General features: G+C 51.2%; 20 protein-coding genes and 6 tRNA genes. 22 read left to right on the top strand and 4 right to left on the bottom strand.

Annotation, left to right across the window (positions count from 1 at the left end; translation table 11 throughout):
• Positions 1-111 precede the first annotated feature (111 nt).
• The 17 genes from DW720_RS13180 to DW720_RS13100 all read left to right on the top strand — a co-directional run bounded on the left by DW720_RS13180 (position 112) and on the right by DW720_RS13100 (position 13,225).
• Positions 112-184, top strand: a tRNA-Val gene (locus DW720_RS13180).
• Between the two features lie 18 nt (positions 185-202).
• A tRNA-Thr gene (locus tag DW720_RS13175) sits at positions 203-275 on the top strand.
• Positions 276-284: 9 nt separating this feature from the next.
• A tRNA-Tyr gene (locus DW720_RS13170) sits at positions 285-366 on the top strand.
• 66 nt (positions 367-432) lie between these two features.
• Positions 433-506 (top strand) — tRNA-Met (locus tag DW720_RS13165).
• A gap of 196 nt (positions 507-702) precedes the next feature.
• A tRNA-Phe gene (locus DW720_RS13160) sits at positions 703-775 on the top strand.
• A gap of 3 nt (positions 776-778) precedes the next feature.
• Positions 779-851: transfer RNA gene (locus DW720_RS13155), tRNA-Lys, on the top strand.
• Between the two features lie 334 nt (positions 852-1,185).
• The gene (locus tag DW720_RS13150) at positions 1,186-2,292 is read left to right on the top strand and encodes an MBL fold metallo-hydrolase (protein ID WP_182436551.1); all 1,107 of its coding nucleotides are present in this window, start codon (positions 1,186-1,188) and stop codon (positions 2,290-2,292) included.
• A 92-nt stretch (positions 2,293-2,384) separates the two neighbouring features.
• The gene (locus DW720_RS13145; RefSeq protein ID WP_243023772.1) at positions 2,385-3,977 is read left to right on the top strand and encodes an aminotransferase class I/II-fold pyridoxal phosphate-dependent enzyme; all 1,593 of its coding nucleotides are present in this window, start codon (positions 2,385-2,387) and stop codon (positions 3,975-3,977) included.
• Positions 3,978-4,075: 98 nt separating this feature from the next.
• Positions 4,076-4,693 (top strand): guanylate kinase, encoded by a 618-nt coding sequence (locus DW720_RS13140; RefSeq protein WP_118652523.1) that lies wholly within the window; start codon positions 4,076-4,078, stop codon positions 4,691-4,693.
• A gap of 260 nt (positions 4,694-4,953) precedes the next feature.
• On the top strand, positions 4,954-5,943 hold the full coding sequence (holB, locus tag DW720_RS13135) for a DNA polymerase III subunit delta' (protein ID WP_117796592.1): 990 nt from the start codon (positions 4,954-4,956) through the stop codon (positions 5,941-5,943).
• Between the two features lie 4 nt (positions 5,944-5,947).
• On the top strand, positions 5,948-6,859 hold the full coding sequence (locus DW720_RS13130; RefSeq protein WP_118749731.1) for a stage 0 sporulation family protein: 912 nt from the start codon (positions 5,948-5,950) through the stop codon (positions 6,857-6,859).
• A complete protein-coding gene (locus DW720_RS13125) occupies positions 6,849-7,580 on the top strand; it encodes a tRNA1(Val) (adenine(37)-N6)-methyltransferase (RefSeq protein ID WP_107001771.1) in 732 nt (243 codons plus the stop codon). The genes DW720_RS13130 and DW720_RS13125 overlap by 11 nt, the downstream gene beginning before the upstream one ends.
• Positions 7,581-7,595: 15 nt before the next feature.
• Entirely contained in the window at positions 7,596-8,447 is an 852-nt protein-coding gene (gene rsmI, locus DW720_RS13120; protein WP_118743098.1) for a 16S rRNA (cytidine(1402)-2'-O)-methyltransferase, read from the top strand.
• Between the two features lie 364 nt (positions 8,448-8,811).
• Entirely contained in the window at positions 8,812-9,687 is an 876-nt protein-coding gene (pdxS, locus tag DW720_RS13115) for a pyridoxal 5'-phosphate synthase lyase subunit PdxS (RefSeq protein WP_107001769.1), read from the top strand.
• A gap of 1 nt (position 9,688) precedes the next feature.
• Positions 9,689-10,276, top strand: a complete 588-nt coding sequence (pdxT, locus tag DW720_RS13110) for a pyridoxal 5'-phosphate synthase glutaminase subunit PdxT (protein WP_118684527.1) — start codon at positions 9,689-9,691, stop codon at positions 10,274-10,276.
• A 370-nt stretch (positions 10,277-10,646) separates the two neighbouring features.
• Complete coding sequence (locus DW720_RS13105) at positions 10,647-11,792, top strand: PLP-dependent aspartate aminotransferase family protein (protein WP_207663864.1); 1,146 nt, start codon at positions 10,647-10,649, stop codon at positions 11,790-11,792.
• Positions 11,793-12,052: 260 nt separating this feature from the next.
• Positions 12,053-13,225, top strand: a complete 1,173-nt coding sequence (locus DW720_RS13100) for a MalY/PatB family protein (RefSeq protein ID WP_118743099.1) — start codon at positions 12,053-12,055, stop codon at positions 13,223-13,225.
• Positions 13,226-13,341: 116 nt separating this feature from the next.
• Here DW720_RS13100 and glgB read toward each other — a convergent pair whose 3' ends face one another.
• From glgB to DW720_RS13080, 4 genes are all read right to left on the bottom strand, one after another.
• Positions 13,342-15,288 carry a 1,4-alpha-glucan branching protein GlgB gene (gene glgB, locus DW720_RS13095; RefSeq protein ID WP_118482081.1) on the bottom strand — a complete coding sequence of 649 codons (1,947 nt, stop codon included), beginning with the start codon at positions 15,286-15,288 and terminating at the stop codon, positions 13,342-13,344.
• Positions 15,289-15,292: 4 nt separating this feature from the next.
• Positions 15,293-16,822 (bottom strand): alpha-amylase family glycosyl hydrolase, encoded by a 1,530-nt coding sequence (locus DW720_RS13090; protein WP_243023773.1) that lies wholly within the window; start codon positions 16,820-16,822, stop codon positions 15,293-15,295.
• A gap of 23 nt (positions 16,823-16,845) precedes the next feature.
• Positions 16,846-17,088 carry a YaaL family protein gene (locus DW720_RS13085; RefSeq protein ID WP_118482082.1) on the bottom strand — a complete coding sequence of 81 codons (243 nt, stop codon included), beginning with the start codon at positions 17,086-17,088 and terminating at the stop codon, positions 16,846-16,848.
• A gap of 81 nt (positions 17,089-17,169) precedes the next feature.
• Positions 17,170-17,583 (bottom strand): metalloregulator ArsR/SmtB family transcription factor, encoded by a 414-nt coding sequence (locus DW720_RS13080; RefSeq protein ID WP_243015268.1) that lies wholly within the window; start codon positions 17,581-17,583, stop codon positions 17,170-17,172.
• 384 nt (positions 17,584-17,967) lie between these two features.
• On the opposite strand from DW720_RS13080, the gene DW720_RS15765 reads away from it, so the two are divergent.
• From DW720_RS15765 to DW720_RS13055, 5 genes are all read left to right on the top strand, one after another.
• Positions 17,968-18,117: a hypothetical protein gene (locus tag DW720_RS15765; protein WP_182427988.1), complete on the top strand. Its 150-nt coding sequence runs from the start codon at positions 17,968-17,970 to the stop codon at positions 18,115-18,117.
• On the top strand, positions 18,114-18,689 hold the full coding sequence (locus DW720_RS13070) for a prepilin peptidase (protein ID WP_182427989.1): 576 nt from the start codon (positions 18,114-18,116) through the stop codon (positions 18,687-18,689). The genes DW720_RS15765 and DW720_RS13070 overlap by 4 nt, the downstream gene beginning before the upstream one ends.
• 35 nt (positions 18,690-18,724) lie before the next feature.
• Positions 18,725-19,729, top strand: a complete 1,005-nt coding sequence (locus DW720_RS13065) for a hypothetical protein (protein ID WP_118626992.1) — start codon at positions 18,725-18,727, stop codon at positions 19,727-19,729.
• Between the two features lie 120 nt (positions 19,730-19,849).
• Positions 19,850-21,058: a CpaF family protein gene (locus DW720_RS13060; RefSeq protein WP_347559450.1), complete on the top strand. Its 1,209-nt coding sequence runs from the start codon at positions 19,850-19,852 to the stop codon at positions 21,056-21,058.
• Positions 21,009-21,791 carry a type II secretion system F family protein gene (locus DW720_RS13055; protein ID WP_243015269.1) on the top strand — a complete coding sequence of 261 codons (783 nt, stop codon included), beginning with the start codon at positions 21,009-21,011 and terminating at the stop codon, positions 21,789-21,791. Before DW720_RS13060 ends, DW720_RS13055 begins: the two co-directional genes overlap by 50 nt.
• Positions 21,792-21,797: the final 6 nt, after the last annotated feature.

The raw sequence follows: 21,797 nt of genomic DNA, 5'->3' as shown, positions 1-21,797 counted from the left end.
GCGCCGCCCTGTCACGGCGGAGGTCGTGGGTTCGAACCCCATCCGGGTCGTTTAGATACGACTATTTCAATTCTTTGAAAAATGAATATGGACTGGTGCAGTATCGTAGATGGGGTCTTAGCTCAGCTGGGAGAGCATCTGCCTTACAAGCAGAGGGTCACAGGTTCGAGCCCTGTAGGCCCCATTGTTACCAATGTTTTATGCCGATGTGGCTCAATTGGCAGAGCAGCTGATTTGTAATCAGCAGGTTATCGGTTCGAGTCCGATCATCGGCTTTTTAAAATGGATGGGTTCCCGAGTGGCCAAAGGGGGCAGACTGTAAATCTGTTGCGTCTCGCTTCGGTGGTTCGAATCCACCTCCATCCATTATTATTTTTACAATAATGGTTGTATTTTTCCAGAAATTGTATATAATAATAGAGTAAGAATTAGCGCGGGGTGGAGCAGTCTGGAAGCTCGTCGGGCTCATAACCCGAAGGTCGCAGGTTCAAATCCTGCCCCCGCAATTTTTTTATGCAATGAGAAGTGCACAGATAAAAATATAGAAGTTAAAAACATGCTTGCATGTTTTTTAACAGATATATTTTTAGATGTATACGGCGAATGCCGTAAGCGAAAGACCGCAGGTCTTGAGCTGAGCACTTCGGACTAAAAAAAGCGACAAGCAAACTTTTAATCCGCATAAAACCAAATAACCATTACGCCCAGATAGCTCAGTTGGTAGAGCAGAGGACTGAAAATCCTCGTGTCACTGGTTCGATTCCGGTTCTGGGCATATGGGGTATTAGCTCAGTCGGTAGAGCACTTGACTTTTAATCAAGTTGTCCGGGGTTCGAATCCCCGATGCCTCATGAAGATGAGAAGCCGTCACACTGGAGACAGTGTGGCGGTTTTTTGTGTAATAGGGAATTCCAAGGAATTTCCTATTACACAAAAAGGCACTAACGTGCCAATGATGCGCACTCGCGCGAAGCAGAAATAGGAAACTTCGTTTAACATTCATGTAAAGTAAAAAAGCCATTCAGACAGGAGTCTTTCTTGAATATATAATTTCTTGTTTTCGGATATGGCAGCTGTTATAATTGATTGAAAACAGAAGCAAATAGAAAACCAAAATGGAAGTAAGAATAGAAATAGGCAAATGCAGAAATTTTAAAATGGAGAAGAAAAATGGAGCCAAACAAGATGAAACAGAAACGCCGGAAATATTTATATGCAGCGGCGGCGCTTGGCATGACGTTCCTTTTGAACTTGAGCGGATGCAGCCACCGGTTCACGAACTATCCGGAGACAGCCGGAACGGTAGCAATCGTGGACAGTACAGAGCGGGAGGCTGTCCGAGATGAAAATGGAGAAAATCCAGATCAGCCGATTGATTTAGATAACCTAGGGGAACAGCAGTCGGCGGCAGAAATGGAAGCGTTAGCTGCGGCGGAGGCGGCGGAGCCGGGCGTGGAGGAGCCGTATCTGGACGGGGGAGAGCTTCGGCTTTTAGCGTGTGCGGATATCTGGCAGAACCTCTCCTGCGTCATGAAGACGAAGGAAGGCGCGGTGATCGTGGTAGATGGCGGTCGTGATGTCGATGCACCGCATTTGATTGAGGTTATTCAGGAGTTGGGCGGTCATGTGGATGCATGGCTTTTAACCCATCCGCACAGCGATCATGTGGGGGCGATCACGGAGATTTTAAACATGGATCCGATGCCGATCTCGATCGGTAAGGTGTATTATTCATTTCTGAATAAAGAATTTTTAGGTCAGGAGCAGGTTTCAAGACGGGATTCAGATTTGGAGTGTTATGATCGGATCACGGAAGCGATTGCGAAACTGCCGGAAGCAGAAAAATGCGGGACGCTTACGAAAGGGCAGAAGATTTCAGTGGCGGGCGCGGAGATCACAGTGATGAACGAGCCATTTGCCTGCACGGAAAATAGTTTTAATAACAGCTCGGTCGCGTACCGCGTGGAGATGGGCGGAAAACGGATCCTGTTTTTGGGTGATATGGGCTGGCAGGCAGGGGAAGATTTTCTTGCCAATCATACGCAGGAGGAACTGAAATCGGATGTGCTACAGATGGCGCACCATGGGCAGAGAGGTGTGGAAGAGGAGCTCTACCAGGAGATTTCACCGGAGGTCTGCTTATGGCCGACGCCGGACTGGCTCTGGGATAATGTGCAGGATGGCGTCGCGGGCGCTGGTTCGTATAAGACGCCGATTGTCCGTGGATGGATGGTAACATTAGGTGTGAAGAAAAATCTTTGTGTCAAGGATGGCGATCAGATACTGCGGTAGTTTTTTATAAAAGATTAAAATAAAATTTTAAAAAGTTGTTTTCAGGGAAATGAAATGCTTTTGGGATGCGGTGCAGCGGATAGAAATAAGACATGAACGAAAAAAGAGAGAAACAGAAGGAAGAAGAAAAAGTGAATAAAGACAGGAAAATGCGGTCGGAAACAATCATCCTACGTCCGGAAGTGCCGCTTTTAGAACGTTTATCCACCTATGCGGCGTCGGATGCCTACCCGTTCCACATGCCGGGCCACAAACGCCAGGTGAAAATGGGGATAACTTCCGTCCCGAATCCATTTTCGGTGGATATCACGGAGATTGATGGATTTGACAACCTGCATCATGCGGAAGATATTTTGAAAGAGTCGATGAATTCGGCGGCTGCGGTGTACGGAGCAGACCGGGGCTGGTATCTGGTGAATGGCAGTACGTGCGGGATTCTGGCGGCGATCGCGGCGGCGGTGAAGCCGGGGGAAAAAATCCTCATGGCTCGAAATTCCCACAAATCGGCGTATCACGCGGTGGTTTTAAACCAGCTGGAACCGGTATATTTATATCCGGAGGAGGTGCCGGAGTTTCAGATTCCGGGAGGGATCGAGCCAGAGCAGGTGGAACGAGCACTTTTGGAGCATCCGGAGATCCGGGCTGTGTTTGTGACTTCCCCGACTTATGAGGGGATCGTGTCGGATATCCAGGGGATTGCAGCGACGGCGCACCGGCATGGAGCGGCGCTGATTGTGGATGAGGCGCACGGCGCGCATCTGCCGTTTGGGGATGGGAACTATTTCCCGGATGGGGCGTTACAGGAGGGGGCGGACCTGGTGATCCAGAGTCTTCACAAGACGCTTCCATCTTTGACACAGACGGCGATTCTGCATCTGAAAAGCCAGATTCTGGATGCGAAGAAGGTGGAACAGTATTTATCGGTTTACCAGAGTTCCAGCCCGTCGTATATTCTGATTGCGTCGATGGAGAACTGCGTCCGGTATATGGCAGAAAAAGGAGCCGGGGAGATGGCGCGGTATGGCGCGCGATTGCGGGAACTCCGGGAAAAATTGGCGAAGCTAAAACATTTCCGGCTTCTGAAAGAGGAAATCTGTGGTGCGGCAGGTGTGTATGGATATGATCCGTCAAAACTGGTGCTATTTCCAGATTTTATGACGGGAACTAGACTGGCAGAGGTTTTGCGGACAGAGTACCATCTGGAGGCGGAGATGTCGAGCGGGCGGTATGTGCTTCTGATGACTTCGTTTATGGATACGGAGGAAGGATTTTCGCGTCTGGAGCGGGCACTTTTGGAGCTGGATGCGCGGGTGGAAAAGCTGGAGGCGGAAAGTGTTGGGCTGAAAGATGCAAAACAAGGCAGGCAGGAACCGTTTTCGGGAGCACAATTGAATCAGAAACCGAACCAAGAAAATGATTCAGAAAACTATCCACAGCAGATGTGTCTCCCCTGGCAGGCATGGCATGGGGATGGCATGCTGGTGCCGCTTGAGGAGGCGGAAGGAAGGACGGCGCGGACCTGCGTTACCATTTATCCGCCGGGGGTGCCGATGCTGATGCCGGGAGAGCGGATTGGAACAAGGGAGATCGCGCGGATCCGTGAGGATTGGAAGCTGGGACTTACGGTGGAAGGAATTTGTGAAAAATCAGACAAATTGAATTTGTGGATAGAGGTTGTTATTTAGCAGGTTCGCACATTTGCCATAAGAAACAGAGAAAAATCGGATTTATATATACGATGGAATGCGTGTGAAAATACTGGCTGGAAAGGCATAATAGGAAGATGGGACATATATTTTACGTGATGGGAAAGAGCGCGTCCGGGAAGGACACGATCTATAAGATATTGAGAGAGCGGCTGCCGCAGATCCGGACGGTGGTGCCGTATACGACCAGACCGATCCGGGCAGGCGAGCGGGACGGTGTGGAGTATTATTTTGTGACCGGAAAAAGGCTTGCGGATTTGGAGAAACAGGGAAAGATCATTGAAAAGAGAACCTACCAGACTATTTATGGACCGTGGAGTTATGCAACGGTGGACGATGGGCAGATCGATCTGGGATCGCATGATTATTTCATGATCGGGACGCTGGAATCGTATGAGGGGACGCGGAATTATTTCGGTGCGGATGTGCTGGTGCCGCTTTACATTGAGGTGGAGGACGGTGAACGCCTTCAGCGTGCGCTTGACCGGGAACGGCAGCAGACAGAGCCAAAGTATGCGGAGCTGTGCCGCCGTTTCCTGGCGGATGAGGCAGATTTCAGTGCCGAAAATATGGAAAAATGTGGGATCCGGGCGGAAAACCGGTTTGAAAACCGCGAGCTGGAAGCGTGTGTGGATACGTTGGTAAGGGAAATTCGGGCTCAGGGATTGGCACTTTTGGAACCGAAAGTGCCGTAAGAAAACGTGGTGGCAGCAGGAATTTGCCGTATTTAAATGCGAAGCCACGGCAAATTCCGTTACTGGGCACGTATGCGTGAACAGTAACAAATTCGGAATTTCATCGTACTAGGCAGAGGTTAAATCTTGTGTTATACTAAGATGATAGAGATTTACAAATAATAAAAGAAGGGCATGATAGAAGGGATCCCAACCGATCCATACGATTGAAACGATTTTAGAATTAAAATTCAGAGTCCAGCCCTGAAAGGAGCATCAAGATGGCAGGTTTTCACGATATTATTGGACATGAGAAGATAAAAGAGCACCTTCAGAAGGCGATCGGGTATCAGAGAGTTTCACATGCCTACATATTGTCGGGCGAGGAAGGAATGGGACGCAAGACGATCGCGAAGGCATTTGCCATGACGCTTTTGTGCGAGAAACATGGGACGGAGCCATGCATGGAATGCCATTCCTGTAAGCAGTTTTTGTCGGGCAATCATCCGGATGTGATCTGGGTGACACATGAGAAACCTGCGAGCATTGGTGTCGATGATGTCCGGATTCAGATCAATGATACGGTTTCGATCCGTCCGTATAGCAGTCCATATAAGATATATCTGGTCGATGAGGCGGAGAAAATGACGGTGCAGGCGCAGAACGCTCTTTTAAAGACGATTGAGGAGCCGCCGGCCTATGCGGTGCTGGTGCTTATCACGACGAACCCGGAGGTATTTCTGCCGACGATCCTGTCCCGCTGTATCCAGTTGAAACTTCGTCCGCTCAAGGATTCGGTGGTAAGCGATTACCTGACGGAGAAAATGGGTGTTTCGGATGGTCAGGCGGATATTTATGCGGCGTTTGCGAGAGGAAATTTAGGAAAAGCGATTCATCTCGCCTCTTCGGAGGAGTTTGCACTTTTGTACCGAGAGGTGCTGACGTTGCTTAAAAATATCAAGGACATGGATATTCCGATGCTTCTGGATTATATCCGCAAGCTGCAGGAGGACAATCTGGATCTGTATGAGTGCCTGGATTTCATGCAGCTCTGGTACAGGGATATTCTGATGTTTAAGGTCACAAAGGACATGAATTCGCTGATCTTTAAGGAGGAGTATTCGGCGGTCAGCAGTTGCTGCCAGAAGAGTTCCTATGAGGGGCTGGAAGAGATATTGAGTGCGATTGAAAAGGCAAAAGTCCGGCTGAATGCTAACGTCAACACCGATTTGGCGCTGGAGCTGATGCTTTTGACGATGAAGGAGAATTAAATTTATGATAAAGGTAATCGGAGTCCGGTTCCGCAAGGCCGGAAAGGTATATTACTTCGATCCGGCGCAGATGAAAATCAAGATGGGCGATCATGTGATCGTGGAGACCGCCCGCGGAATCGAGTTCGGAGAGGTAGTTCTTGGCGTCCGCGAGGTGGATGAGAAGAAGGTAATCCAGCCGCTGAAATCGGTCATTCGTATGGCGACGAAGAATGACGAGGAGCTGGAACGGAAGAATAAAGAAAAAGAGCATGAGGCATTCCAGATCTGTCAGGAAAAGATCCGCAAGCATGAATTGCAGATGAAGCTGATCGATGCAGAATACACCTTTGATAACAATAAGCTGCTGTTTTATTTTACGGCGGATGGAAGAATCGATTTCCGTGAGCTTGTCAAGGATCTGGCGGCGGTCTTTAAGACGCGGATCGAGCTGCGCCAGATTGGCGTCCGGGATGAGACGAAGATTTTGGGTGGCGTCGGTATCTGTGGTCGTCCGCTCTGTTGTCATTCATATTTATCGGAGTTTATTCCGGTTTCAATTAAGATGGCAAAAGAGCAGAACCTGTCCTTAAATCCGACGAAGATTTCGGGTGTGTGCGGTCGTCTGATGTGCTGCCTGAAATACGAGGAAGAGACGTATGAGGATCTGAACAGCCATCTGCCGAGTGTCGGCGATTACGTCACAACGGATGACGGGCTGAAAGGCGAGGTTCACAGCGTCAGCGTCCTGCGCCAGCAGGTAAAGGTGGTTGTGACGGTAGGACGGGATGAGAAGGAGATCCGTGATTACCGTGTGGATCAGCTCAAGTTTAAGCCGAAGCGCCGCCGTGACAGGGGAAATGTCAACGATGCGGAGCTGAAAGCGCTGGAGGCACTGGAGAAAAAGGAAGGAAAGTCGAAGCTGGATGATAATTAAAGAGGGCGAGCGGATCGATGAACTGCAGCGGAACGGATACCGGATCATCCAGAAGACGAACGGGTTCTGTTTTGGCATGGACGCGGTGCTTTTGTCCGGGTTTGCATCGGTGAAGCCGGGCGAGAAAGCGCTTGATCTGGGAACGGGAACCGGTATTATCCCGATTCTTCTGGAGGCAAAGACGGAAGGAAGCCATTTTACAGGTCTGGAGATCCAGGCGGAGATGGCGGAGATGGCATCCCGGAGTGTGGCGCTCAACAGGCTGGAAGAGAAGGTTTCGATCGTGCAGGGCGATATCAAGGAGGTTCCGACGCTGTTTGAGAAGGCATCCTTTGATGTGGTAACGACGAACCCGCCGTACATGAACGACAGCCACGGGCTGAAAAATCCCGATCTTCCCAAGGCGATTGCCCGCCATGAGGTTCTCTGCAATCTGGAGGATGTCGTGCGCGCGGCGGCTTCGGCACTTCGTCCCGGCGGACGACTCTATATGGTGCACCGTCCGAGACGGCTCATTGAGATTCTGATGGCGATGAAAAGTCAGAAATTGGAGCCGAAGCGGATGAAATTTGTCCATCCGTTTGCAGATAAAGAGGCAAATATGGTTCTCATCGAGGCGGTGCGCGGCGGCGGCGCGCTGATGACAGTGGAAAAGCCGATCATTGTGTACAAAGAGCCGGGCGTGTATACGGATGAGATTTATGATATTTACGGATATTAATGGAATAGGAGAACGATGGAAGGAACATTATATTTGTGTGCCACGCCGATCGGCAACCTGGATGACATCACATTCCGGGTGCTGGAGACGTTAAAGCAGGTGGATCTGATTGCGGCGGAGGACACGCGGCACAGTATTAAGCTTCTGAATCATTTTGATATTCATACACCGATGACGAGCTACCATGAGTACAATAAGGTCGAGAAGGCGCGTGTGCTGGTGGAGAAGCTGAAATCGGGCATGAATATTGCCTGCATCACGGACGCCGGGACGCCGGGGATTTCGGATCCGGGCGAGGAGCTGGTGCGCCAGTGCTGCGAGGCGGGAATTAAAGTAACCGCGCTTCCGGGAGCGGTGGCGTGTGTTACGGCGCTGATTATTTCGGGACTTCCGACGAGACGGTTCTGTTTTGAGGCATTTCTTCCGACGGACAAGAAGGAGCACCAGCGGGTGCTTGCAGAGCTTCAGAATGAGACGCGCACGATTGTGCTTTACGAGGCGCCGCACCACCTTCTGCGGACGCTCACGGAACTTTACGAGGCGCTGGGGGATAGAAAGGCGTCTATCTGCCGGGAGCTGACGAAGAAATACGAGACGGCATTCCGGACGACGCTTTCGCAGGCGGTGGCGTATTATACGGAAAATGAGCCGAAGGGCGAGTGCGTGATCGTCATCGAGGGCAAATCCGTCCAGGAGATCAAGGCGGAGGATCAGGCGCGCTGGCAGCAGATGTCCCTGGAAGAGCATATGGAACATTATGAATCACAGGGAAACAGCCGCAAGGAAGCGATGAAGCTGGTGGCGAAGGACCGCGGGGTTTCGAAGCGGGATGTGTACCAGGCGTTGCTGGAGGCGGAAGAGGCGTAGACACAAACGGAAAGCTGAAAAATGGGTAAGTGGAGTGGCGTTGGTGGAATGCCGGGGCGCTCCGGTTTGTGCAGATAAAAGAAAAATAGAATAAGATTTGAGAAAAGAACAAACTGTACTGATTAAAATATTTAAAAGTGTATATTTTAATCAGTACAGTTTTTGCTATAATTCCTACTAAGTTGATGCGGAAATGAATGTAAAAATACAGAATGTCAGTGAATTGTTTTTCGCAAGGCAGAATAGAAAGGCAGAAGAGGCGCTTGCCTGTGAATGATTCAGTGGATTCGGGTATTGATTGCAAGGATCGTAAGGACGCTTGGCTTACAAAGAAAAATCATATTCAACCACGGGAGGAATAAAAATGGCAGAGAATCGTTATGAACTGAATAAACAGCTGGCACAGATGTTAAAGGGCGGCGTTATCATGGATGTCACAACCCCGGAGCAGGCGAAGATCGCGGAGGCGGCAGGCGCGTGTGCGGTTATGGCGCTGGAGCGGATTCCGGCGGATATCCGGGCAGCGGGCGGTGTGTCCCGTATGAGTGACCCGAAGATGATTCGCGGCATTCAGGAGGCAGTTTCGATTCCGGTTATGGCGAAGTGCCGGATCGGTCATTTTGTGGAGGCGCAGATTCTGGAAGCGATCGAGATTGATTATATCGATGAGAGCGAGGTATTATCTCCGGCGGATGATGTGTACCATATTGACAAGACACAGTTCAAGGTTCCGTTTGTCTGCGGTGCGAGAGACCTGGGAGAGGCGCTGCGCCGGATCGAGGAAGGTGCTTCGATGATCCGTACCAAGGGCGAGCCGGGAACGGGCGATGTCGTACAGGCAGTCCGCCATATGCGTGCGATGAATTCGGAGATCCGCCGGGTTCAGAACCTGCGTGAGGATGAGCTTTACGAGGCAGCAAAACAGTTAAAAGTTCCGGTTCATCTGCTCCGCTATGTACATGACAATGGACGTCTCCCGGTTGTCAATTTCGCGGCAGGCGGTGTGGCTACCCCGGCGGATGCGGCTCTGATGATGCAGCTGGGCGCAGAGGGAGTCTTTGTTGGATCTGGTATCTTCAAGTCAGGCAATCCGGAGAAACGTGCGTCGGCGATCGTGCAGGCAGTAACGAATTACAAAGATGCAAAATTACTTGCTGCGATTTCTGAGGATCTGGGCGAGGCGATGGTTGGTATCAATGAGAATGAGATTGCGATTTTGATGGCAGAGCGGGGACAGTAAGATGGAGAAAAAACAGATAGGCGTGCTGGCGGTGCAGGGCGCGTTTGCCGAACACATTGCCATGGTACGGAGACTGGGCGCAGAGGCGTTTGAGATCCGGCAGCTTCCGGATCTGGAGCGGCCGATGGACGGACTGATTCTGCCGGGCGGCGAGAGTACCGCGATGCGTAAGCTCCTGGATGAGCTGGGGCTTTATGAGCCGCTTCGGGCAAAGATTGCGGCAGGGCTTCCGGTGTATGGAACGTGCGCGGGGCTTCTGCTTCTGGCCAAGGAGATCGAGGGCGGAACGCCGTGCTTTGCGACGATGGATGTGTCGGCGGTGCGGAATGCCTACGGGCGTCAGCTCGGAAGTTTTTACACGGAGGCTGAATTTGCCGGTCTGGGGACGATTCCGATGACTTTTATCCGCGCGCCGTACATCGCTTCGGTTCAGGAAAATGTTAAGGTGCTGGCGACAGTGGACGGAAAGATAGTCGCAGCCAGACAGGGAAACCAGTTTGCGACGGCATTTCATCCGGAATTGAATGAGGATGTGACGGTGCACCGGTATTTTCTAGAGGAAGTCTGTAAAGGAAAATTAAGAGGGTAATTGGTAGAAATTAGTGTGTGGTTGATGAAAAGTGAAACCTACTGGTAAGGGGAGCGAGAACTGCAGCCATTTAAAGCGGTCAGAATGGATGATATATTTCTGAAATGTGGGAAGATGTCATTGATTCTGACCGTTTTTTTATTTGTTTGGAAGGTACGGTCTGTGAAAAAACAAAAAATGTACCTTGATAGGTTTTTGCGCTGAGAAAGGAAAACGCCCGGTAAAATGGCGGACTGCATGGAATTCCTATTGACAAAGTAGGAATTCCGCATTACAATCACTGATAAACCAATTAAAACAATATGAAATAAGAAAATTATATAAAAAACGAATTTGCTGATATAGCAAATAGACACAGGAGGATGACATCGTGGCTTATCAGATAGAGACAACTTGTATTTGCGGAGATCCGGAAACTTCTAAAAACCATTCTTTTGGCGCTGTTTCAGTGCCGATTTACCAGACGGCGACTTTTGCCCACCCGGGTATTGGGGAATCAACCGGTCATAATTATACGCGTGAGAGCAACCCGACCAGAGACGAGCTGGAAAAGACTGTTTCGGCGCTGGAAGGAGCGGTTGATACCGTTGCCTGCACATCCGGTATGGCGGCGATCTCGCTGATGATGGAGCTGTTTGACAGTGGCAGCCATTTTGTATGTACCGAGGATCTGTATGGCGGTTCCGTCCGTATTTTTGAGGCACTGGAAAAGAAGCGCGGTTTTTCATTTTCCTATATAAATACAGCCGATGTGGAGGCGGTTGAGAAGGCGATCACGGATCAGACGAAGGCACTCTACATCGAGACACCGAGCAACCCGACGATGCAGGTGACCGATCTGGCGGAAATGAGCCGTCTGGCGACGAAGCACGGACTGCTTCTGATCGTGGACAATACCTTCCTGTCCCCGTATCTGCAGAATCCGATCGCGCAGGGCGCGGATCTGGTTGTCCACAGCGGCACGAAGTTTTTAGGCGGTCACAATGATACGCTGGCTGGATTTTTATGTACGCCGATCAAGGCGCTGGCAGAGCAGATCCGGTATCTGTTCAAGACGATCGGAAGCGGACTTTCTCCGTTTGATTCTTTCTTAGTCCTGCGCGGCATCAAGACTCTGTCAGTGCGTGTGGAACGGCAGCAGGAGAATGCGATGAAGATCGCAGACTGGCTGAAAGAGCAGAAAAAGGTAACGGATGTCTACTATGTAGGACTTCCGGAACATCCGGGTTATGAGATCAACCAAAAACAGAGCCGTGGCGCTGGCAGCATGATTTCGTTCCGTACAGATACGGAGGAGACGGCGAGAAAGGTGCTGGAGCGTGTGAAGCTCATCTCTTATGCGGAGAGTCTGGGCGGCGTGGAGTCTCTGATTACCTATCCGATGCTGCAGACACACGGCGATGTGCCGGTTGAGATCCGGGAGCGCCTTGGAATTACGGAGACATTTTTACGTCTGTCTGTCGGTATTGAAAATGTGGATGATCTGATTGCGGATCTGGAGCAGGCGTTAGCGTAAAAAGAGGGTAACTGTTCAGTAGGTCTGCGCATTTACTGCGCTGACCGTACGAAAACATGGGCCAGCAGGCAAAAATCCCATTGCCGTAGGCAATTTTTAATGGATTTTTGCGCGTGACTGTGAAGGGACTGAACAGTTACAAAAGAGGATAGATATGTCTGGTATCGGTTTTGCATGGGCAGTGGGATATGGGCATGGATGACAGGATGCCAGAGTGAAAACCGTTCATTGACAGGAACGATGGATTGGGAGGAAAATGCATGAAATACGATTTTGACAAAGTGGTGGACCGGCATGGTACCAACTGTTTAAAATATGATTTTGCCATCGAGCGAGGAAAACCAGCGGATATTTTACCGCTTTGGGTGGCTGATATGGATTTTCAGACGGCTCCGGCGATTTTAGAGCGGCTGGAAGAGACAGTAAAACATGGTATTTTCGGCTACAGTGATGGAAAAGAGGGCTATTTTGCGGCAGTCCAGAACTGGTACCGGGAGCGCTTTGGCTGGGAGACGAAACCGGAGTGGCTGGTGAAGACACCGGGCGTTGTATTCGCGCTGGCGGCGGCTGTCCGGGCGTATACAAAGGAAGGTGACGGCGTACTGCTTCAGCAGCCGGTGTACTATCCGTTTTCGGAAGTAATTACGGACAATGGGCGTAAGATTGTCAACAGCCCGCTGAAAATCACGGATGGCTATTACACGATGGATTTTGACGACCTGGAAACGAAGATCGTCGAAAATAAGGTAAAATTGTTCCTGCTTTGCAGTCCGCACAACCCGGTCGGACGTGTCTGGAGCGAGGAAGAACTGCGCCGGGTTGGCGAGATTTGCCTGCGTCACGGTGTGCTCGTGGTCAGCGATGAGATCCATAGTGATTTTACCCGCGAGGGACATCCGCACACAGTATTTGCGAAGCTGGGTGCAGAGTTTGAGCAGAACTGCCTGATCTGCACGGCACCATCCAAGACGTTCAATCTGGCGGGACTGCATATTTCCAATATCTTTGTGCTAAACCCAGAGCTTCGGAAGAAACTCTTAAAGGAGATCGCGGCGGCAGGCTACAGCCAGGTCGGTCTGATGGGACTGGTAGCATGCCAGGCGGCGTATGAAGAGGGAGCGGAGTGGCTTGCACAGCTAAAAGCGTATCTGGAGGAGAACCGGAAGTTTGTGAAGGCGTATCTGGAAGAGCATCTGCCGGAAATCCGTCTGATCGAGCCGGAGGGAACCTACCTTCTGTGGCTGGATTTTAAGGCGCTTCATTTGAATGAAAAAGAGCTGGAACATCTGATCGTGGACAAGGCACATCTGTGGCTGGACAGCGGCGCGATGTTCGGACCGGACGGCGAGGGCTTCGAGCGGATCAATATCGCATGCCCGCGGGTGACGGTGGAGAAAGCGCTGAAGCAGCTGGAAGCGGCGATCCGCGGATAAAATTGATTGGGTCACGAATCAGAACCCGTATAAATAAAACCTGCCGCAGGCAGACTGTATCCCCCATATAAACAGTCTGTCTGCGGCAGGTTTTTTGACTTCATAGGAACATTATTTTATGAGAACCGGAACACCGCAGTTCCATACGCCGGAAGCGGGTACGCGAAGGAGTATGGCTGTCCGTCACATTCGCTCTTGATGGAGCGGTAATGGCTGATCTTATCGCCGCGCTTGTAGTAGCCGTGTTCCTGGTCAAGCAGCAGCGTGTAGGTGCCGCGTTTCGGAACACCGACGCGGTAATCGTCGCGGTCTACCGGGGTGAAGTTGCAGATGAAGAGAAGATTCTTTTTCTGTGTTTCATCGCGGCGGATAAAGCTGAAAATACTGCGGTCTCCGTCGTTGGCGTTGATCCACTGGAAGCCGTCATACTCCTCGTCCAGGCGGTAGAGCGCCGGATATTTGTGGTAGAGCGTCAAAAGCCCTTTCACATAATTCTGGAGGTCGGCATGGAACGGCTCTTTCGTAAGGTACCAGTCGAGGGAGACTTTTTCATCCCATTCATGGAACTGACCGAAATCCTGTCCCATGAAGAGAAGTTTCTTGCCCGGATGTCCGAGCATGAAAGTGTAGCCGACTTTCAGGTTGGCAAATTTATCCTCGTATTCGCCCGGCATTTTGTTGATCATCGAGCATTTGAGGTGGACGACCTCGTCGTGCGAGAGCACCAGAATGAAGTTTTCGCTGGTGCAGTAGGTGATGCCGAAGGTCATTTTGTTGTGGTTAAATTTACGGAAATACGGGTCGAGCTTCATGTATTCGAGGAAGTCATGCATCCAGCCCATATTCCATTTGAAGGTAAATCCAAGACCGTCCTCCTCCGGGCTCTTGGTAACGTTCGGCCAGGCGGTGGATTCCTCGGCAATGATGATGGCGCCGTCCTTCCGGCCGCGGATCACGCTGTTTAAATGTTTGAAAAACTCGATGGCTTCGAGGTTTTTGTTGTCGCCATATTTATTTGGTACCCACTGTCCGTCCTGGCGCCCATAGTCTAAGTAAAGCATGGAAGCGACGGCGTCCACGCGCAGACCATCGATGTGGTATTCATCGAGCCAGTAGAGCGCGTTGGCGATCAGAAAATTGGATACCTCGTTTTTGGCATAATCGAAGACCTTGGTACCCCAGTCCGGGTGCTCGCCTTTGCGCGGGTCGGCATACTCATAGAGCGCCTGTCCGTCGAAATCGGCAAGTCCATGTGCATCCTTCGGAAAATGCGCCGGAACCCAGTCTAGGATGACACCGATGCCTTTTTTATGTAAGTAATTGACGAAATACATAAATTCCGTCGGGGTTCCGTAGCGGGAGGTCGGGGCAAAATAGCCGGTTACCTGATATCCCCAGGAGCCGTCATACGGATGTTCGGCGATTCCCATGAGCTCTACATGGGTGTAGCCCATTTCCAGGACATAGTCAGCCAGCTCATGCGCGGCTTCCATGTAAGTGTAATAACCGTCCTTTTCCGGGCGGTTTTTCTTTTTCCAGGATCCTAAGTGAACCTCGTAGATAGAGATTGGCGCCTTGACCGGATCGGTGCCCGCGCGCGATTCCATCCATTTGGAATCGTTCCATTTGAAGCCGCGGATATCGGCGGTCACGGAAGCGGTTCCAGGACGGTATTCTGCCGAAAATGCATATGGATCTGCCTTAAATAAAATCGTTCCTGTGTGCGTGGTGATGGCGAATTTGTAGAGCTGTCCCACGCCAAGTCCCGGTACGAAGAGCTCGTAAATGCCGCTGTCTGCGACCGGCTTCATCGGGGTTGCATCCGGATTCCAGGCGTTGAAGTCGCCGACCAGGCTGACGGCGGCTGCGTGCGGCGCCCAGACCGCGAAATAGTAGCCGTCCTGTCCGCGATATGTATAAGGGTGTGCGCCCAGCTTGTGGTAGAGCTGGTAGTGGCGGCCTTCTCCGAAGAGATACCGGTCAAGCTCGCCGATCACGCCGAGTCCCTCTGTCTTTTGTTTTTTCGATGTGGTTCGTTTAGTAGTGGAAGCTGCTTTTTTCATAAGGTTACCCCTCCGTGATTCCGAGAATAACAGCGCTGTTACCCTCTAATTCTATCTGAATTTTGTTTGTATTCTTATCGATCAAAAACGATTTTCCGGTAATCAGATCCGTAGCTTGTTCCGCTGTCGTGTGGAATGGAAGCGGAACTTGTAAATAAGCGGCGTTGTCATCGTTGTTGGCAGCGGTAAGGATCGCCTGGTGGTCACCGTGTCTGGCAAATGCGTACTGCCGGTTTGTCAGCAGAAGTTCCTGATAACGCCCACCGTGAAGCGCCGGTTCGGCGGCGTGGATGGCGGCGAGTTTCTGGATCAGAAGTGTAAGCGGTGTCACGGTGCCTGCGCTGGTATCTGTGTTTGAGTCTGTGGTGCTTGAAGTGGTTTGGCAGCAGGTGTTTGCGCCTGTGGCGCTCGAAAAGCTCTGGCAGTTGCCATCTGTGCGGATGCCTGTGTTTTGTCCGTCGCTGGTCTGCATTTCTTCTGCAAGCGGTCTCGGCGGCAGGATTTTCGGACGGAGTTCCGTATCAGAGTTGTGTCCGCGGCGTCCCTGAATGCCCCATTCACTTCCATAATAGATGGATGGAATTCCCGGAAGAGTGAACAGCAGCGTGTAAAGCGGCGCAAGATGTGCCGGATTTAACAGTTTGCTTGCGATCCGGTCTTCGTCGTGGTTGTCCACAAAGGTGTAGAGATCCCGCCCCACCGCTTCGAGGCGGCGGACATTGTGTGCCAGTTCGAAATAATTGTGGTCGTTGTGCGCGGAATAGATACTTTTGTGCATCTCGTAGTTGGTGACGGAATGAAGCATCTGCGGATTGACCCAGCGGGCGTATTCGCCGTGGATGACTTCGCCCATCAGCCAGAATTCCGGCTTGATTTCATTTGCCAGCCGGCGCAGTTCCTGCATAAATTCAAAGGAAAGATCGCCCGCGCAGTCGAGGCGGATACCGTCGATGTCAAATTCCTGCACCCAGAAACGGACAGTGTCAAGCAGATAGTTCCGCACTTCCGGGTTTCCATGGTTTAAGCAGGGAAGCTCCCAGATGCCGTGCCAGGATTCGTAGCCGAAGGAATCGCCGAGCGGGCTGCCCCAGCCGAAATTGACGTTCCTGTACCATCCGGCGTAAGGAGACTGGTCACGGTGCGCCTGCAGGTCGCGGAAGGCGAAAAATTCGCGACCGGTGTGGTTGAACACGCCGTCCACGACGACGCGGATGCCATGCTCATGGCAGCAGTCCACGAAAGATCGGAACGAGACGTTGGTCCCCAGCCGCCGGTCGATGAGCCGGAAATCGCGGGTATCATAGCCGTGCGTGGATGATTCAAACAGCGGTCCGATGTAAAGCGCGGAAATATGCAGGCTCTCTAAATAGGGAATCCACTGCATCAGTTCGTCCATGCGGGAATCGGCGGAAACGTCCCTGTTTGTGCCATCCGCTGCCCCATCGGAGACGGGGTAGGGATTGGCAAACGGTGCTCCGGTCATTCCCAGAGGATACATATGGTAAAAGATAGCTTTGTCGTACCAGGCTGTCATGAGAAAGGCCCTCCTTGTGTCGGTTAAATGGTATTTTCCTGTTGTTTAATATGTCGTAAAAGGAACTGATACCGGAGATGTGCGGCTTTCAGTTCGTAGATATAGCAGTCAATCAGAGTCGGATCGACGACCTCTTCAAAATGGTTGAAAACGGTGTTGATCGTGCTCATGGTCTGTCGCAGTTCTGTCAGCAGCTCTGGGTCAGGGTGGGCGGAAAAAATGTCCGTGCTGGTGATACCGGAGCAGTGGGTGCGGTTGTGCTTCATGGTTTGATGCTCTCTTTCTGAATCCTATAAATTGGTACAACGATCAGTATATTCAGAAAATGGAAAGATATGCATCCTGGTTCAGGCGTCCATGGAAAGCACGGATTCCAGCAGATGTCCGAGCTGCATCAGTTTCCGGGTGCTGTCTTCGATTGAGAGATAATAATAATTACAGGTTCCCTCCCGGTGGACATCGATCAGCCCGGCTGTCTTTAAGATCTTCAAATGGTGGGAAACTGCCGGGCGCGACAGGCTGGTCTGTTCGGTGATCTCCCGGACGTTTAAGCCATGCGGACGGGACTGGGCGGGCAGGCTGATTGGACGGTCATTGTTCTTATCAGGCTGATTTTTGTTCACATCGTTGTTTTTTTTGCGCCCCGTGAGGGCTTCGTCCGTCAGCGCTTCGATGATCGTCAGCCGTATTTCATCGCCCAGCGCGATAAAAAGAGGCATACAGGTATGAAAATGCTGTTTGAGTTCTATTCCTTTTTTCATCGCGGCTCCTCCTTCTATAATGGTTTAAAAATTTAAACTAATAGTATTTTACCATTTTTTGTTTCGTCAGTCAATGGAAAGGAAAATGCTGGAATGGGTATTTATAGATAAAAAATAAAGAGATATTTTGGCAATTATTTTCAAATAACGAAATTGTCTAGCTAAAATAATGGGTTCAGATGCACAAAGTTTTTGAGATGTTTTTGGCGCATATTTCGGGTGTTTTGGGATTGACTTTTGATCAAAAACTGTTCATAATGGAGGAACATTCATGGATGGGTTCTTCCATCTGTCACGGGAATCCGGATTTCCCGTTGATCTATTATTAAGATTCTAAAAGTTAAGTTCAGAGAAATGTTCGATAATTTTTCAGGAATGTTTGAAGTGCATACAGGAAATGAATGGAAAAAGGTGGCGGTAAAAGCTGGCGCAGGACTGGCAGCTATCGTTTGCGGCAGGAGTTTTGAAAAGAGGACATACTGTGCAGAAATTGTTCGTTTCATGTATGCGAAAGAGAAGGAGGGGATGGATTGACCTTTTTGCTGCTGTTGTTTACTGGCGGCTGTGCGTTTTGGGATTTGAAAAAACGCCGTATTCCCAATGGGATGCTTCTGCTTGGCGGCCTGTTGTTTCTTTTGATTCGGTTTGGTCTGGGGATGAAGATGGGATATACGGCCGGATGGGACGGGCGGCTGCCGGGATATGGGGCGGCGCTTATGATGGGGATTGGCGAGACTTGTGGATATTTGATTCGTAGCGGGAGTTTACTGATTGTCCTGTTCCCTCTGTATCTGTTTCGCATGATAGGTGCGGGGGACATCAAAATGGCAGCCGTCCTGTTTGGTGCCGCCGGGCTGCGGCAGGGCGGGCGGATTTTCCTGTGCGGGCTGGCAGCTGCCGGAATATGGTCACTTGTATTACTTATCCGGCGTGGGATTGCCAGGCAGCGGCTTACATATCTTGTGTTTTATTTGTACCGGTCCGCGCTTGGGGGAAGCGTCGAGCCGTACTATCTGGAAGCGCGGGATGGAAAAGAGGCATCTTTTTGTCTGGCACCGTGCCTGTTTTTGGGAGTGATTGGGGCGGAGCTGATTCGGTATCTGTAAGGAAAATGGCTTGTGATTAGGGAGGTGGCGGTGCGATGAAGCATATTCTGGCGGTGTATGATGTGGATCCGGTCTATGCGGCGCGGTTTGCAGAGGTAGTTAACCAGAAGGAAAAAATACCGTTTGAGGTGGTGGCGTTCAGCTCGATCGAGCGGCTGCGGGCATTTGCGGCGGAACACCCGGTAAAGCTTCTGTTGTTGGGCGAGCATGTTCCGGCGGAAGAAAAGGAGTCCATCCGGGCGGAAAAGGTTATTCTTTTATCGGATAATGGGGGAAAAACGGTCAGTCCGTCAGTTCCCTGTGTTTACAAATACCAGTCCAGCGATGCGATTGTGCGCGACGTGCTGACCTGGTATGGGGAAAGCCCGGGGGAGCTGCCGGAGGTGTCCGGGCGGGGGCTGGCGAAGGTCTTGGGGGTGTATTCGCCGGTTGGACGGTGTTTAAAGACCTCGTTTGCCCTGACAATGGGAAAACTTTTGGCACAGGAGGAGCGGGTGCTGTATCTGAACCTGGAGGAATTTTCCGGTCTGTCGGTTTTGATGAAAGAAGAATATAAGAGTGATTTGTCGGATCTGCTGTATTTTTACAACGGTGGAAGCTATAATTCGCTTCGTTTGAGCAGCGTTGTCCACACGATGGGGGAGCTGGACTATATTCCGCCGGTGCGCTATCCGGAGGATCTGGATCAGGCGGGAGAGGAGGCAATCGCGGGGCTTATACGGGCAATTGCCGGGGAGAGTGCGTATGATACGCTGGTAGTGGATATAGGAAGCGGGCGCAGGACGGCGCTTTCGGTAATGAAGCTGTGCCGGGTAATCTATATGCCGATCCGGGAAGATCTGGTGTCTTTGGCAAAGCTTAAGGAGCTGGAGCAGTATTTTTCACAGACAGGAAATGGCATGCTAAGGGAACGTATTAAACGCCTGAAGCTTCCGTATCACGGCAGTTTTGGACGGGGCGATTATATTGACCAGCTTTTATGGGGAGAACTGGGTGATTATGTACGGCAGCTGCTGCGGGGAAGCAGTGTGGGCGGATAATGTTCATTGTGGGTTAAATTAGAAGGGGCAAAGTCTTTTGACAGGGATAAATGGAGCGGGATTTTGCCAGTCATTCTAAAGAGTAAACGGTTGTGAGAGAAACAACTGGCAGGGGGAAGTATGCAGGAGCAGAAAATGGTTTTGAGGCAGCGTCTGATGGAGCAGATGGAGAGCCGTATGCAGGTGGAGGATGAGGAGCTGCGCGACCTGATCGACATGGCGATTCTGGAAGCGGCAGAAGGGGCGTATCTGCCGTTAAAAGAGCGGCTTTGTTTGAGAAAAGAGCTGTTTGATTCATTCAGACGGCTGGATATTTTGCAGGAGCTGGTCGATGATCCGACGATCACGGAGATCATGGTAAATGGCGCGGAGCACATTTTTGTCGAGCGGCAGGGGCGTGTGGAAGAATTAGAAAAGCACTTTGATTCGGTAGGGCAGCTAGAGGATCTGATTCAGCAGATTGTAAGCCGTGTCAACCGGACGGTCAATCTGGCGTCTCCGATTGCGGATGCGAGACTGGAAGATGGTTCGCGTGTTCACGTGGTGCTGGCACCGGTGGCGTTAAATGGTCCGATTTTAACGATCCGGAAGTTCCCGGAACCGATCACGATGGAACGTCTGATTGAGTTAAAAAGTATCAGCCGGGAGGCAGCGGCATTTTTGCAGAAAGCGGTCGAGCAGGGGCTCAATATCTTCATCAGCGGCGGAACCGGATCGGGAAAAACGACGATCTTAAACGCCATGTCCGGCTATATTCCACAGGAGGAACGCATCATCACGATCGAGGATTCGGCAGAGCTTCAAATCCGCCATGTAAAGAATCTTGTCAGCCTGGAAACAAGGGTGGATAACCGGGATGGTTCGCAGGAGATTTCCATGCGCGATCTGATCCGGGCGAGTCTCCGAATGCGTCCGGACCGCATCATCGTTGGGGAGGTCCGGGGCGGCGAGGCGCTGGAAATGCTGCAGGCGATGAATACGGGGCACGATGGCTCGCTCTCAACCGGACATGCAAACAGCGCAAAAGACATGCTCTCAAGACTGGAGACAATGGTTCTGATGGCGGCAGAGTTGCCGCTTGCGGCGGTCCGGAGCCAGATCGGTTCAGCGCTCGATCTGATGGTCCATGTCGGGCGGATGCGGGACCGGAGCCGGAAGGTACTGGAGATCACGGAGGTGATAGGCTATGAAAATGGGGAAATCCGCCTTTCTCCCATCTATCAGTTTCAGGAAAGCGGGGAGGCTGATTCCGGACAGGTGGAAGGAGCACTTATCCAGGTTGGCAGATTTGAAGGGCGGCGCAGATTCGCGGGAGGAAGTGCTTTCTGATTACCGGGTTTACCACCTGACGGGGCAGGAGTGGATACGTTACCTTCTGGAGGGAACAGCGGTGTGCGCCGTGACGGCGTATGTATTCTACCGTTCATTTCTGGCGTTCGTTCTGATGCTTCCGGCGGGGATGCTGCGGCCGTTTTTTAAGAGGCGGGAGCTCTGCCGCCGGAGAAAAGAGGAACTGCGGCTCCAGTTTAAGGAAGCGATTCAGATTGTGGCTTCGGCGCTGGCTGCAGGCTATTCGGTGGAAAATGCGTTTATCGCGAGCGTGCGCGATCTGGAAGAACAATACGGAAAAGAGGGGATGATTACCCGTGAGTTTTCATACCTGGCAAGTCAGCTTAAAATGAACCGGACCGTGGAGGTGCTGCTTTCTTCCTTTGCAAAGAGGAGTGGTCTGGATGAGGTGGAAAATTTCTCTGTTATTTTTACTGTATCCAAACGGAGCCGGGGTGAGCTGGCAAGCGTGGTTCACCATGTCGTTCACGTGATTTCGGATCGCATACAGGTGCGGGAGGAAATTCTCACGATGACGGCAGAAAAGCAGTTTGAACAGAGAATTATGAACCTGATGCCGTACCTGATTGTGCTCTACGTGGATTTGTCATCGCCGGGGTTTTTCTCACAGATGTATGAGACAGCGGTGGGGCGGGTGGTGATGACCGGGTGTCTGGTGGTCTATCTGCTGGCATGGAGGGTATCGGGGAAAATTCTTCAGATTGAGGTGTGAAACATA

It is taken from the genome of Clostridium sp. AM27-28 (assembly GCF_003480955.1).
GTDB lineage: Bacteria > Bacillota > Clostridia > Lachnospirales > Lachnospiraceae > Otoolea > Otoolea fessa.
This window is presented reverse-complemented; position numbering and strand designations above follow the sequence as displayed.

Excerpts from the sequence above, each read along its gene's own strand:
- DW720_RS13150 (WP_182436551.1), top strand. The coding sequence starts at position 1,186 with ATGAAACAGAAACGCCGGAAATATTTATATGCAGCGGCGGCGCTTGGC.
- DW720_RS13145 (WP_243023772.1), top strand. The coding sequence starts at position 2,385 with ATGAACGAAAAAAGAGAGAAACAGAAGGAAGAAGAAAAAGTGAATAAA.
- DW720_RS13140 (WP_118652523.1), top strand. The coding sequence starts at position 4,076 with ATGGGACATATATTTTACGTGATGGGAAAGAGCGCGTCCGGGAAGGAC.
- holB (WP_117796592.1), top strand. The coding sequence starts at position 4,954 with ATGGCAGGTTTTCACGATATTATTGGACATGAGAAGATAAAAGAGCAC.
- DW720_RS13130 (WP_118749731.1), top strand. The coding sequence starts at position 5,948 with ATGATAAAGGTAATCGGAGTCCGGTTCCGCAAGGCCGGAAAGGTATAT.
- DW720_RS13125 (WP_107001771.1), top strand. The coding sequence starts at position 6,849 with ATGATAATTAAAGAGGGCGAGCGGATCGATGAACTGCAGCGGAACGGA.
- rsmI (WP_118743098.1), top strand. The coding sequence starts at position 7,596 with ATGGAAGGAACATTATATTTGTGTGCCACGCCGATCGGCAACCTGGAT.
- pdxS (WP_107001769.1), top strand. The coding sequence starts at position 8,812 with ATGGCAGAGAATCGTTATGAACTGAATAAACAGCTGGCACAGATGTTA.
- pdxT (WP_118684527.1), top strand. The coding sequence starts at position 9,689 with ATGGAGAAAAAACAGATAGGCGTGCTGGCGGTGCAGGGCGCGTTTGCC.
- DW720_RS13100 (WP_118743099.1), top strand. The coding sequence starts at position 12,053 with ATGAAATACGATTTTGACAAAGTGGTGGACCGGCATGGTACCAACTGT.
- glgB (WP_118482081.1), bottom strand. The coding sequence starts at position 15,288 with ATGAAAAAAGCAGCTTCCACTACTAAACGAACCACATCGAAAAAACAA.
- DW720_RS13090 (WP_243023773.1), bottom strand. The coding sequence starts at position 16,822 with ATGACAGCCTGGTACGACAAAGCTATCTTTTACCATATGTATCCTCTG.
- DW720_RS13085 (WP_118482082.1), bottom strand. The coding sequence starts at position 17,088 with ATGAAGCACAACCGCACCCACTGCTCCGGTATCACCAGCACGGACATT.
- DW720_RS13080 (WP_243015268.1), bottom strand. The coding sequence starts at position 17,583 with ATGAAAAAAGGAATAGAACTCAAACAGCATTTTCATACCTGTATGCCT.
- DW720_RS13065 (WP_118626992.1), top strand. The coding sequence starts at position 18,725 with ATGAAGCATATTCTGGCGGTGTATGATGTGGATCCGGTCTATGCGGCG.
- DW720_RS13060 (WP_347559450.1), top strand. The coding sequence starts at position 19,850 with ATGCAGGAGCAGAAAATGGTTTTGAGGCAGCGTCTGATGGAGCAGATG.